This is a genomic window from Nitrospirillum guaranorum (assembly GCF_034653275.1).
GTDB lineage: Bacteria > Pseudomonadota > Alphaproteobacteria > Azospirillales > Azospirillaceae > Nitrospirillum.
Genome location: NZ_JAYEES010000002.1, coordinates 263,822 through 275,653 on the forward strand (window position 1 = coordinate 263,822; position 11,832 = coordinate 275,653).

The following is an 11,832-nucleotide window of genomic DNA, read 5'->3' on the forward strand; positions in this document are numbered from 1 at the left end:
CGCCTCAATCCATGCCCGGAAGTGGCCCCGCCTGGCGGATCACCGCCAGTGCCGCCGCCGGCCAGGCGCGGTCGGGCAGCAGGTGATCATCCGTAACCCGCATGCCGATCTCCGCCCGCCAGCGGCCGCCGACGCGGGACGAATTGTGCCAGTTGCCGGTGGCGGCGTTGTCGGCGGTGACACCCCAGGCGAAGTTCTTGCCCACGGTGTTGGCGTTCAGCCAATAGCCGTCGGTCTCCACCACATTGCCCTCCACCCGCAGGTGCTTGCTGCCCTCATCCAGGTAGATGCCGATGCGGTCGGCGATGTCGAAGATGTGGTTGTCGCGGATCACCGTGCCGGGGTTGGCGGACAGGTTGTAGATGGCGCCGCCGTCGAAGAACCATTTCTTAACGCCATGGATGCGATTGCCCGCCACCGTCATGTTCCGCAGCACGGTCGGCTGGTCGAATACCGGGTTGTGCAGATAACCTTTCTGGTTTTCCCGGTAGTTCCGGTTGCCGCCCACATCGTTGTAGCCCCAACCCCAGCCGATGGCGATGCCGTCGTAATTGGCGTCGGAGATGTCGTTGTGCACAATGTCGGCCCTGTCGATGTAGGTCGCCAGCACCGCCGCGTTGTCCTTGTAATCGCGGGCTACGTCGGTGATGACGTTGTCGGCGATGGTCAGGTCGCGGTTGACCTGGCGTGGATCGGCGGGGTGGTGCGCCTCCACCCGCACGCCGCCGGCCATGATGGCCCCGCCGGCGATGACGGCGAAGCGGTTGCCCAGCACCTTCACCCCGTCCGTCCCCAGGCCCACGCCGGTCAGGTGGGCGTTGGCGTCGTTGCCTATGCCCAACGCCACCTGCCCCAACTGGCTGAAGGTGTTGCCGGTGAAGGTGATGTCGCGCGCGGCCGAGACCTGCACGGCGCCGGGGATTTGGTCCCACTTCTGGCGCATGCTCTCGAATTCCGGGCAGCCCCAGCCACAGGTGGCATGGGCGTCCGCCGGCCGCAGGGGCGAGACCTCCTTGAGGTAGGCGCCGCTTTGCTGATTGGCGTAGCCGGTGGCCCGCGACGGCCCCAACCAGCTGGTATGGGAAAAGCGCAATCCCTGGAAGGTCAGGTTGCGGATGGGATCGTCATAGCTGCCGCCGATGGCGATCAGCGCCTCCAGCCGGGGTAGGATGATCATCATGGCGGTGATGTCGGCGTCGGGCCGGGGCTTCACGTACAGCTTGCCGGCGGCCGGATCGACGTACCACTGGTTTTGGTTCAGGTGCCATTCGCTGCGCTTACCGAAGAATTCCGGCGCGTTCACCAGGAACAGCCGCGCCTGGTCAGGCATGAAGGGCTTGTTCAGGGTGTCATAGCCCCAGCTGTTGTTGTCCCAGGCCGGCTGCTTCAGCGTGACCTGTGTGCCTTCGATCCGGTCCACCGGGGAATAGCGATCGGTGAAGATGCCCGTGGCCTCCACCTCCAGCCGCTGCGGCGCCTTGACGGCGGCGAGGGTGGCCAGCGCCGGGTTCTTCAGGATGAAGCCGTGGGCGGTGAACTCCACATCATGGTGGGTGATCTCGATGGCCGGCCGGTCGGCGGCCGTGCCATCGATCCACAGCTGGCGGCTATCCAGGCCCTTGGGCACGTCGGCGACGTAGATGTCGTTCTCCGCGTCCGCCAGCGTCCAACTGGTGACGCGCATGCCGCCGGAAATCAGGGCCTCGCCCCCCGCCGCCGCCTTCCACACCACGTGATGATCCCCCTGTCCGCCATCGGCGGCGGCGAAGACCAGCGGCTTGTCCAGGGCATAGGTGCCGGCCGCCAGTTCCACCGTGACATCATGGTCGCGGTTGGCGGTGCGCACCGCCGCCTGGGCGCGGACCAGGGTGCGGAAGGGCCGTGCCGTCGTTCCGGATGCGGAATCATCCCCGCCGGGCGCCACATGGTAGGTCACAGGCTCGGCAGCCGTGGCAACTCCGGGCAAAAGCAACAGCGCACCCGCCAGCAACAGGCGGGTCCACGGGGGCGGGACTATCATGGGCGTTCTCCCTGACGCTCGTCGTTGTCCCGCTTCGGCGCGGGCCGCCGTCAGACCACCTGCCGTGCCGCATCCAGGCGCAAGGTCAGGTCGGCACGGCCCGGCATCTCGGCCAGGATGTGCCGGGTCAGGCGTTCGTAGAATTGGATGAAGCGGCTGACCTGGTCGTCGGTCATGGTCCCGTCGGTGGGCTTGCCCGCCGCCCGCAGCTTGGCGCGCAGGCCCTCCTCCTGCTGGACGCGCCAGCCGCGCACCACGGCGAAGTCGGGGGCCGCCAGCAGGACCAGGGCGTCCAGGCGGCCGAACAGCCGCTGATAGTCGCCGGCCAGGGCGGTGTTCACATGCCGGCGCCATTCCCCACCGGCATCGCGATCCCGCTCCAGCTCGTTCACCGGCGGGCCCAGGTCGGCGGCGTCCTGCGGCACGGCGCCCACGCACCAACCCTCGAACAGCACCACGTCCACCGGCCCCTCGACCCAGGCGCCCTCGGCGGCGCGACTGTCCACGGCCTTGTCGAAGCGCGGCAGCAGCGTGCGGCCTGGCGTTCCCAGCCCATCCAGCGCCGCCAGGCCCAGGCTGACGTCATGCGTGCCGGGCACACCGCGCGTGGCCAGCAGGGGATGGACGTCGCGGGCCAGCTCCTGCCGTTCCCCCTTGGTCAGGTACAGGTCGTCCAGCGACAACACGGCGACCCGCAGGCCCGACGCCGCCAGCCGCTCGGCCAGGCCATCGGCCAGGGTGGACTTGCCGCTGCCCTGGGCACCGCAGATGCCCAGGATGAAAGGGCGGCGCGGCACCTCATCCAGGCGCCGGCGCAGCAGGCCCTCGACCAGGTCAAGCGACGCGGTCATGCGGCACCTCCCCCGCGAAGAAGCGGTCCAGGTTGGCGGCGACCCGCATGCCCATGGCGGTGCGCGTCTCCAGCGTGGCGCTGCCCAGGTGGGGCAGCAGCACGGCGTTGGACAGGGCGATCAGGCCCGGATTCACCGCCGGTTCCCCCTCGAACACGTCCAGGCCGGCCGCAGCGATGACGCCGCCGGACAGGGCCGCGATCAGGTCATCCTCGTTCACCACGGTGCCGCGCGCGGTGTTGACCAGGATGGCGCTGGGTTTCATGCGGGCCAGCAGGGTGGCGTCCACCAGATGGCGCGTGGCCGGCCCGCCAGGGCAATGCAAGGATAGGACATCCGAGGTGGCGGCCAATTCCTCCAGGCTGTCGACATGGGTGGCGTCCAGCGCCGCCTCCACGTCCGCATCGGCCCGGCGGCGGCTGTAATAGGCGATGGTGAGGCCGAAGGCCCGGGCGCGCGCCGCCGTCGCCTGGGCGATGCGGCCGAAACCCACCAGGCCCAGCTGCTTGCCCGCCAGCCCCTGGCCCAGCAGGTGGGTGGGACGCCAGCCGGCCCATCGGCCGGCGCGCAGCTCCCGCTCCCCCTCGCCCGCGCGGCGGCTGGCCATCAGCATCAGCAGGATGGCCAGGTCCGCCGTGGCGTCGGTCAGCACGTCGGGCGTGTTGGTGACGACGATTCCGGCGGCCCTGGCCGCCTCCAGGTCGATATGCTCGAAGCCCGCGCCGAAGTTGCCCAGGATGCGCACCCGGGCGTTCGGAGCCGCCAGGATGGCGGCGCCAAGCCGGTCGGTGACCGTGGGGCAGATGGCGTCATACCGGCCCATGGCCTCGGTCAGGTCCGCTGCGCTCAACGGCCGGTCGCCAGGGTCCACGGTGACGTCGTAGCGCTGGCGCAAATGCGCCTCCACGGCGTCGGGCCAGCGGCGGGTCAGCAGGATTTTCGGGGGCATGGCGGTTCCTGGTCAGGCATGTGGCGGGACGGGCGGGCATCATAGCCCTATATCAATCCCCGTCACGCACGGCCCGCCATGCACAGCCACGACGGAGGGACCGGCCCGGTCGGGGCGGAAGACGCGGCCGAACAGCAGGGCCTGGGGATCGGTGGGGGACAAGTCGGCCATCATCGGGGTCCTCAGCGCCGCCGGAACACAGGCGAGCGTTTTTCCTTGAAGGCGGCCCGCCCCTCCGCCGCGTCGGCGGTGGCGAAGCAGATGGTCTGCAGGTCGCGCTCATACGCCATGGCCTGGTCCAGGGGCATGGAGAACGCGGCCCGCAGGTTCAGCTTGGCTGTCTCTGCCGCGATGGGCGCCCGGGCGGCGATGGTGGCGGCCAGCGCCTGGGCGCGGGGCAGCAAAGCCGCCGGTTCCACCACCTCGCTGACCAGGCCCCAGGCCAGCGCCCGGGTGGCGTCGACCGGGTCGCCCGTCATGATCATCAGGGCGGCGTTGGAAGCGCCGATGGAATGGGCCAGGAAGGCCGCCATGCCACCGCCGCCGATCCAGCCCAGCTTGATCTCCGGCGCCGCGAACTGGGCGTTGGAGGCGGCGATGCGGATGTCGCAGGACAGCGCCGTCTCCAGCCCGCCGCCGAAAGCGTAGCCGTTGACGGCGGCGATGGTGGGCTTCAGGCAATGGTGGATGGCGTCGCAATAGTCGGCGCGGTTACGGAAATCCCAAGGCGTCTCGTAGCTGTCCAGCTCCCTGATGTCCGATCCGCAGCAGAAGGACCGTTCACCCGCCCCGGTGATGACCACGGCGCGGATGGTGTCGCTGCCGTTGCATTCGGTGACGGCGTTGGTCAGGGCCTTTGCCATCCCCGGCGTGACGGAGTTCAGCTTCTGCGGGCGGTTGAGCGTCAGGGTGGCGACGGGGCCATCCACGCTGAACAATACTTCGTCGGTCAATTCATCTCTCCCCATGCCCGGCTGGGCCCGACTGGCGGGACGCGACATACAGGCTCTGCAAATCATCGATGACGGCGCCATACGGCCGCCCGTCGGCCAGGGCGGCGCGGATCAGGGCCGATGCCGCCGTCTGGAAGGGTATGGCGCCGGGGTGGCGGGGCCGGACGAAGGCGGCCTCCAGCGTGGCGGCGGTATCGCGATAGAAGCCGCCCCAGCGCTCGTTGACGGCCACATCGGCCCAGGCGGAGCGCAGGCTGGGCTGGCCGTCATGGTCGGGAATGAAGCCGGCCTGGGCGCCTGCCGACATCAGCCAGCGCAGATGGTCCAACAGGGCGGGGGTGATGGGGGCGCGGCGCGAAATACCGATGCCCGTGCCGCCCAGGGTCGATCCCGGCCGCCCGCCATGCGCCTGCCGGGGCGCGTCGGCATAGCGCACGGGGTGTCCGCCCGCCCCGGCGCGGGTGTAGTTGACATAGCCGTAGATCAGCGGGCACAGCGCCAATTCGTCCGCCGCCGCCATCCGGCCCAGGATGCCGATGGGGTTCAGATCGGCCAGCGCAGCCGGGCTGGTCGCCGCCAGCCGCGCCATCAGGTCCAGCGCCGCCGTGCCCGTCGCCCGTCCGACGAAGCGCTCAGGATCCGCCTCCGCCGGTGGTTCGCCCAGGGCCACGCAGATGGACTGGAACGACAGGGCCGCGTGCGGTCCGGCCAGCGATAGCGCCACCGGATGGCGGCCGGCCAGGGCCACCACCTCATCCCAGGTTACCGGCGGCGGTCCGTCGACCAGGTCGGGACGGTAGGCCATGACCTGGGTGGCGGCGTCCAGCGGCAGGGCCCAGTGCCGGCCACCGTAGCGATAGCTGGACAGGCAGGGGCCGATGACCTCCCGCCCCCACGCCGCGATCTCCTCGGCGCCGAACAGCGCCTCCAGCGGCACAAGGCCCTCACCGGCCACGGCGTCGCCCACATGGGGATGGTCCAGCACGATCAGGTCATAGCGCTGGCACAAATCCGCAATGGGGTGCTTCTCGAAGTCCTCCAACGAGTGGCGGTCCCAGGTCAGGGACAGCCCGTCACGCGCGGGATCCAGCGCGCCGGCCGCCGCCGCCAGGGCGTTGTAGCCGCGCGGGTGGTCCCAGGTCAGGGCCTTGTAATGGGGCACGTCATTCGACATCGGAGAACTCACGGCGCCCCCACGACGCCGGCGGCCAGCAGCCGCTCGATATCCGCCTGCGACAGGGACAGCCCCTCCAGCACCTCGCGCGTGTGCTCGCCCACCAGGGGGGCGCCCCGGTCCAGCGCGGCCGGCGTCTTGGAGAAGCGGATGGGGAAGCCCGGTGTCTTCACCCGGCCTTCGGTCGGGTGGTCATAGGTGATGAAGGTACCGTTATGGGCGATCTGCGGATCGGCCACCAGGTCGGCATAGCCGTAGACCGGGCCGCACCAGATGTCATGGGCGCGGAACAGCTCCAGCCACGCGGCGGAACTGCGGCCCAACAGACGGATGCGGATGCAGGCGAAGATCTCATCGCGGAACTTCCAGCTGTCCGCCTCGTCGTTCAATCCCCGCAAAAACGGCTCGTCGATCAGCGTGCCCAGCTTGTCCAGGCCAGCCATGGCGACGACGATGTGGCCGTCGGCCGTCTTGAACACCCCGTAGGGGGCCCGGATGTAGCAATGGGCGTGCGCTTCGGCCGAGCGGGCCTGCGGCTTGTTGCCCACGGTGAAGACGGACAGTTCCTGCATCTGGATGGTGGTGATGGCGTCCAGCATGTTGACCTGGACCAGTTGTCCCTCGCCCGTCCGTTCCCGGTGCAACAAGGCCGCCAGCGCACCCTCGAACGCTGTGTAGGCGGTGATTGCGTCCACCAGGTACTGGCCGGCCGGCTGCGGCGGCTGGTCGGCGCTGCCGGCCGACAACATGGCACCCGACAGCGCCTGCAACAGCAGGTCCTGGCCCGGGTAGTTCACATAGGGGCCATCCTCGCCATAACCGGACATGGAGACATAGACCAAGCCGGGGTTGATGGCGGAAAGCGTCTCATAATCCACGCCCAGGCGCTTGGCGACGCCGGGGCGGTAGTTCTGCAGGAAGACGTCGGCGTCCTTCACCAGGTCCAGCAGGATCTGCCGGCCCTCCGGCGCCTTCAGGTCCACGGCCAGCGAGCGCTTATTGCGGTTCAGCGACAGGAAGGAGACGTTGATCTTGTTGCCGCGCGCGCCGCCGGCCGAGGCGTGGCGCTGCCATTCGCCGCCGGTCGGTTCCACCTTGATGACGTCGGCGCCGAGATCGCCCAGGCGCTGGGCCGCGAAGGGGCCGGCCATGGCAATCGAACAATCAAGAACGCGGTATCCGCTGAGGATGCCCATGATGGTATCGTCCTAGGACAAATTGGAATGGAAGGGAGGAGGCGGCGGCTCAGGCAAATGGGGCCCCGGCAAAGGGCTCAGTGCATGACCCAGCCGCCGTCGACGTTCAGGGTCTGGCCACTGATGAAGCCGGCGGCGTCGGACGCCAGGAAGGACAGGGCGGACGCGATGTCGCCGGGGTGGCCGCGCCGCTTCACCGACTGGTGATCCAGCACGAAGCGGGTGTAACCCTCCGGATCCGGGTGGATCTTCTCCGCGTCCGTGGGGAAGGCGCCGGGGGACAGGGCGTTGACGGTGACGCCGTAAGCGCCGAATTCCCGCGCCCAGGCCCGCGTCAGACCCACCAGGGCACCCTTGGAGGCGACATAGGGCGACAGGTTGGCCCAGCCGCCGTAAAAGGTGATGCTGGCGATGTTGATGATGCGGCCCCATCCCCGGGCCCGCATGTGGGGAAGCGCCACCTGAACCGCCACGATGCCGGCGTCGACGTTCACACGCTGGACCGCCTGGTGCTCTTCCACGCTGTAGTCCTCGAACGGCTTTGCCGGGTAGATCGCGGCGTTGTTGATGACCACGTCCAGCCCGCCCAGCGCCGCCGCCTGGTCCGCCAGCAGGACGCGGAAGCTCGCCAAGTCCGAAAGGTCGGCTTGAAAGGAAACCAGCCGGCCGGTGCCGATGCCGGCGGCGGCGTCCGCCAGGGTCGCCAGCTTGGCGGCGTCATGATCAACGGCCAGCACGGTGGCGCCCTCGCGCAGGAAATGCAGGGTGGCGGGCAGGCCCAGGCCGCCGGCGGCACCGGTGTACAGGATGGTCTTGGCCCCGATGGACATCGGCTGCCTCCTCACGCGCGGATGATGGGGCGGAAGTCGCCCGAGGGAGGGGGGTAGTCCGCGTCCGGCTGGCGGGCGATGGCCTGGATGCGCGCCACGGACGCGGCCACGGACGCGGCGTCCGGCAGGATGCGGAAGACGCTGTCGTAGTGCCGCTCCTCCCCATGCTCGAGCCAGATCAGCTCATCGCGCCGCTTGGCGAAGGGCTTGCCGAAGACGTGGTTGGTGGAGGGCTCGATGCCCAGGGCGTAGTGGCCCTGCTGCAGGTTCTGCCATTCATACAGGACGGGGAACTGGCGCTTGTCCGTCTCCACCTCCAGGCCGAAGCCGATGGCCTCGTTCACCAGGGCGACGGGCACGAGAGATTCGGCGTCGGCCGCCATCTCGTGCTGCCAGACCTGCTCATGGAAGTCGCGCCGCGGCGCCGGCAGGGTGCGGTAACCCACACCCTGCCGGCGATAATCGTCCCCGGCGTGGGAAGCCCAGACCACGTCACGGATGGGCGCCACATAGCGCGCGCCCTCCGCCAGCACCGGGTGCCCGACGTTGATGTGGTAACAATACATGTGCGGCGTGCGGTAGAAGCCGTGGTTGACCACCCGGTCGTGCAGCCGGATCTCGTCCGTGCCCACCTTGGCCTCGATGCGGCGGATCAAGTGCAGATCCTCCCCGAACACGGTGGACTGCTGCACCACACCCTCCGCCCACAGCCAGCAGTCGTCCCCGTCCCAGCGCTCGCCATAGCCGGTCAGGCGGGCGGGAATGGTGCCGATGCGGCCGTGCAGGGAGGATTTGACGCCCGTGCGCGGGCCATAGACGTAATGGTCGGCCGCGTCCTCATCCATGAACAGGATGTGGTCCAAGCCGCAGGTGACCAGCAGGCCGGAGAAGGAGCGGAACCAGCCCAGGCCGCCCTCCCCCTCATATTCATGCAGGCCGGGATGGCGGAAGCCGGAGGGCGAGTGCCAGCCAACGGCGCGGCCGTTATGTTCACAATCCGCGATGTCCATGGCCCGGTCGACCAGGACGGTGAAGCGCAGGCCCGTGCCCGTGCGGAACTCCAGCAGGCGCACGCCGCGCTCGACACCGTCGCCCAGGGTCATCAGCCGCACGCCAGCGAATTGGGAGAGGGAGCCCGTGTGCGCCGCCACGTCGCGGCGGGATCGTACCTGTCCGTATAGGCTGACCATCCCCGTATCCTCCGTCAGTTTGACTTGGGCTTTCTGGTCTTGGGCTTGCCGGGATTAAGGCGCCCAAACGCCGCCTTGTCAATTCAGAAGCGTCATGTGATATCTCAGATATCTAAATAAAAACTTCAGATGGTGCGAAATGAGCGACATACGCCGCTTGTGCTTCACTGTGGACTTGGCGGACGATGCGGAACTGGTGGCCAGCTACAGGGCATGGCACGGGCCGGGCGCGGTGCCGACGCCGGTGGTCGACGCCATCCGGGAAGACGGCATCCGCGACCTGGAAATCTGGCTGCACGGCACACGCATGGTGCTGATCATGGAGGTGGGACCAGAGTTCGACCCCGTGGCCAAGGCGGCCAAGGACGCGGCCAACCCGGATGTACAGGCGTGGGAGCGGCTGATGGGCACCTTTCAGCGGCCCCTGCCCGGCACGCCGGCTGGGCAGACCTGGGTCGCCATGGAGCGCATCCATTCCCTGAAGGAGCAGGCGTGACGAAAAACCGCCATCAACCCGGTCGCCGCCAACCACCTGAAGCGGCGGCCGTCAACGCCGCGGCGCGTCGTTCTCCTGGACGCCTGAGCGTTCCATCACCGCCCGCGCGCCGGCCGGCCACGGGTCGCCCTTGACCTCGACATTGTCGATCAGACGGTTGTTAAGATAGTCGGTCAGCGTTCCCCGTGCCCGCCCGTCGCGGAACCAGTTGCCTAAGGCCACATCGTCCATGGCGGTGCGACGGGGAAGGTTGAAGTCCAGGGTGTTGACGTTCAGCCAAACATCGACCCGGTCGACGACGTTGTTGCGCACCGTTAGGTACCGCGACCCCTCGTCCAGGTAGATGCCGATGCCGCCGGGGACGTCGTAGATGTAATTCTCGGCGATCAGGCCGCCGGGATCGGCCGACAAATGGTAGATGGCGCCGCCATCCCCATACCATTGCTTCACGGAATGCACGCGGTTCCCGAAAATGACGGCATCGCGCAGGATGGTAGGCGTGTCGTAGACCAGGTTCCCCGGCTGGTCGTAATAACCGCGTTCCCGCGTCCGATAGGCTGAGCTTCCGCCCGGGTCGTTGACGCCCCAGCCCCAGCCGACATCGATCCCGTCATAGGGCGTGTCCGACACATCGTTGTGCAGGATCACTGGCGCCGTCGCATAGGTGACCAGGATGGCCGCCTGCTCCCGATAGTCTTGCGACACGGTCCTGATCCGGTTGTTGCGGATCAGGATGTCGCGGACAGCCATTTCGGGACGCGGCGGATGGTGGGCATCCGGTGTGACGCCGCCCACCATGATGGCCCCGCCCGACAGATCGGTGAACACGTTGCGCGACACCTCGACGGCGATGGCGCCCAGCCCGATGCCGCTGTCATTGGCGTCGGCGTTGTTGCCGATGCCCAGCGCCACCTGCCCCAGATGCGCGAACTCGCCCCCCTCGAACAGGATGCGGGTCGCGGCGGCCACCTGGATCGCCGCCGGCTGCTGGCGCCAGTGGTTGCGGGCGGCCTCGAACGCCCAGCAGCCCCACGAGCAGTCGCGTATCGGCTCTTGGGGATAATCGGAAAGCTGGCCGGCCAGGAAGGCACCGCTCTGCTGGCTGGCGTAGCCTTGCGGGCCGGATGGTTCCAGCCAGCTGGTATGCTGGAAGCTTAGCCCTTTGAACTGCAGATCCTTGACCGGCGCGTCATAGGTGCCGGCGATGGAGATCAGCATCGACAGGCGCGGCAGAACCACCGACGCCGTGCCCAAGTCCTCCCCGGCGCGGGGCTTGTAGTAAAGACGGCCGGCGGCCGGGTCGGCGTACCACTGGCCGGGCTCCCGCAGGAAGGCCAGGGCGTTGACCAGGAAAAGCCGGGCGGAGGCCTCCGAAACCGGCCGGGCGATGGTGTCATAGCCGACGAGGTTGTTCCGCCAGCCCGGCTGCTGCATGACGATGCGGTCGCCCTCGATGCGTTCCACCATCGCGTGCCGATCGGTGAACCACCCCGTCCCCTCCACCTCGATCCGCTTCTGGTCCGGCACGTCGGCCAGGCTCCGCCAGGCCGGGTCGACGATCTCCATCCCCCAGTCGTGGAAGCGGAAGGCCTGGCGCCGCACCTCCAGCGTCGCCCGCCGGGCCAGCCGGTCGTTGACCCAGATCTGGCGCGGGTCGACGCCGCGCGGGATGTCGGCCGCCCATATCCCCCTGGCCGGGTCGGCCAACCGCCAGCCAGTCACAAGCTCGCCGCCGGAAATCACCGGCTTGGCGCCGTCCGCCGCCTCCCAGCGCACCAGGTGCCCCGCCTGCCCGCCATCGGCCGGGGAGAAGCGCAACGGCTCCGCGAGGCGATAGACGCCGTCGGCCAGGCGCACGACGACGTCCCGGTCGCGATTCAGGTCCCGGACGGCGGCCTGGGCACGGGCTGGCGTGGCGAAGGGATGGGCCGGCGACCCGTCGCCCGTGTCGGATCCGGCGGGCGACACCCACAGGACCACGGGCGGCGGCGTGGGCCGTTGCGGAATCCGGATGGTCGCCAGCAGCTTTTCCCCGTACAGCCGTTCCGGCTGATGGGCGGCGGGCAAGTCGGGGGCGGCTGATGTCCGGGACCACCCCGGCGCCGATGTCAAAAGCAAGGCCAACAGGCCGAGACACGCCGCATGCGATCCCATCCTTCACCTCCCTTTATAG

General features: G+C 68.8%; 10 protein-coding genes. 1 reads left to right on the forward strand and 9 read right to left on the reverse strand.

Annotated features, from left to right (window positions below; translation table 11 throughout):
- Window positions 1-4: 4 nt before the first annotated feature.
- The 8 genes from UAJ10_RS07010 to UAJ10_RS07045 all read right to left on the reverse strand — a co-directional run bounded on the left by UAJ10_RS07010 (window position 5) and on the right by UAJ10_RS07045 (window position 9,163).
- Window positions 5-2,020 (reverse strand): right-handed parallel beta-helix repeat-containing protein, encoded by a 2,016-nt coding sequence (locus UAJ10_RS07010; protein WP_322914667.1) that lies wholly within the window; start codon window positions 2,018-2,020, stop codon window positions 5-7.
- 50 nt (window positions 2,021-2,070) lie between these two features.
- Window positions 2,071-2,871, reverse strand: a complete 801-nt coding sequence (locus UAJ10_RS07015) for a hypothetical protein (protein ID WP_322914668.1) — start codon at window positions 2,869-2,871, stop codon at window positions 2,071-2,073.
- Window positions 2,855-3,820 carry a 2-hydroxyacid dehydrogenase gene (locus tag UAJ10_RS07020; RefSeq protein WP_322914669.1) on the reverse strand — a complete coding sequence of 322 codons (966 nt, stop codon included), beginning with the start codon at window positions 3,818-3,820 and terminating at the stop codon, window positions 2,855-2,857. The genes UAJ10_RS07015 and UAJ10_RS07020 overlap by 17 nt, the downstream gene beginning before the upstream one ends.
- A 182-nt stretch (window positions 3,821-4,002) precedes the next feature.
- Window positions 4,003-4,773 (reverse strand): enoyl-CoA hydratase/isomerase family protein, encoded by a 771-nt coding sequence (locus UAJ10_RS07025; protein ID WP_322914670.1) that lies wholly within the window; start codon window positions 4,771-4,773, stop codon window positions 4,003-4,005.
- Window position 4,774: 1 nt separating this feature from the next.
- The gene (locus UAJ10_RS07030; protein ID WP_322914671.1) at window positions 4,775-5,947 is read right to left on the reverse strand and encodes an ABC transporter substrate-binding protein; all 1,173 of its coding nucleotides are present in this window, start codon (window positions 5,945-5,947) and stop codon (window positions 4,775-4,777) included.
- Window positions 5,948-5,955: 8 nt separating this feature from the next.
- Window positions 5,956-7,143: a CaiB/BaiF CoA transferase family protein gene (locus UAJ10_RS07035; protein ID WP_322914672.1), complete on the reverse strand. Its 1,188-nt coding sequence runs from the start codon at window positions 7,141-7,143 to the stop codon at window positions 5,956-5,958.
- 77 nt (window positions 7,144-7,220) lie between these two features.
- Entirely contained in the window at window positions 7,221-7,973 is a 753-nt protein-coding gene (locus UAJ10_RS07040) for an SDR family NAD(P)-dependent oxidoreductase (RefSeq protein WP_322914673.1), read from the reverse strand.
- 11 nt (window positions 7,974-7,984) lie between these two features.
- Window positions 7,985-9,163 carry an aldose 1-epimerase family protein gene (locus UAJ10_RS07045; protein ID WP_322914674.1) on the reverse strand — a complete coding sequence of 393 codons (1,179 nt, stop codon included), beginning with the start codon at window positions 9,161-9,163 and terminating at the stop codon, window positions 7,985-7,987.
- A gap of 139 nt (window positions 9,164-9,302) precedes the next feature.
- Here UAJ10_RS07045 and UAJ10_RS07050 point away from each other — a divergent pair, with 139 nt between their 5' ends.
- Window positions 9,303-9,659, forward strand: a complete 357-nt coding sequence (locus tag UAJ10_RS07050) for an L-rhamnose mutarotase (RefSeq protein WP_322914675.1) — start codon at window positions 9,303-9,305, stop codon at window positions 9,657-9,659.
- 51 nt (window positions 9,660-9,710) lie between these two features.
- On the opposite strand, the gene UAJ10_RS07055 is transcribed toward UAJ10_RS07050, so the two are convergent.
- Window positions 9,711-11,726 (reverse strand): right-handed parallel beta-helix repeat-containing protein, encoded by a 2,016-nt coding sequence (locus UAJ10_RS07055; protein ID WP_322914676.1) that lies wholly within the window; start codon window positions 11,724-11,726, stop codon window positions 9,711-9,713.
- Between the last annotated feature and the right edge of the window lie 106 nt (window positions 11,727-11,832).

Excerpts from the sequence above, each read along its gene's own strand:
- UAJ10_RS07010 (WP_322914667.1), bottom strand. The coding sequence starts at position 2,020 with ATGATAGTCCCGCCCCCGTGGACCCGCCTGTTGCTGGCGGGTGCGCTG.
- UAJ10_RS07015 (WP_322914668.1), bottom strand. The coding sequence starts at position 2,871 with ATGACCGCGTCGCTTGACCTGGTCGAGGGCCTGCTGCGCCGGCGCCTG.
- UAJ10_RS07020 (WP_322914669.1), bottom strand. The coding sequence starts at position 3,820 with ATGCCCCCGAAAATCCTGCTGACCCGCCGCTGGCCCGACGCCGTGGAG.
- UAJ10_RS07030 (WP_322914671.1), bottom strand. The coding sequence starts at position 5,947 with ATGTCGAATGACGTGCCCCATTACAAGGCCCTGACCTGGGACCACCCG.
- UAJ10_RS07035 (WP_322914672.1), bottom strand. The coding sequence starts at position 7,143 with ATGGGCATCCTCAGCGGATACCGCGTTCTTGATTGTTCGATTGCCATG.
- UAJ10_RS07040 (WP_322914673.1), bottom strand. The coding sequence starts at position 7,973 with ATGTCCATCGGGGCCAAGACCATCCTGTACACCGGTGCCGCCGGCGGC.
- UAJ10_RS07045 (WP_322914674.1), bottom strand. The coding sequence starts at position 9,163 with ATGGTCAGCCTATACGGACAGGTACGATCCCGCCGCGACGTGGCGGCG.
- UAJ10_RS07050 (WP_322914675.1), top strand. The coding sequence starts at position 9,303 with ATGAGCGACATACGCCGCTTGTGCTTCACTGTGGACTTGGCGGACGAT.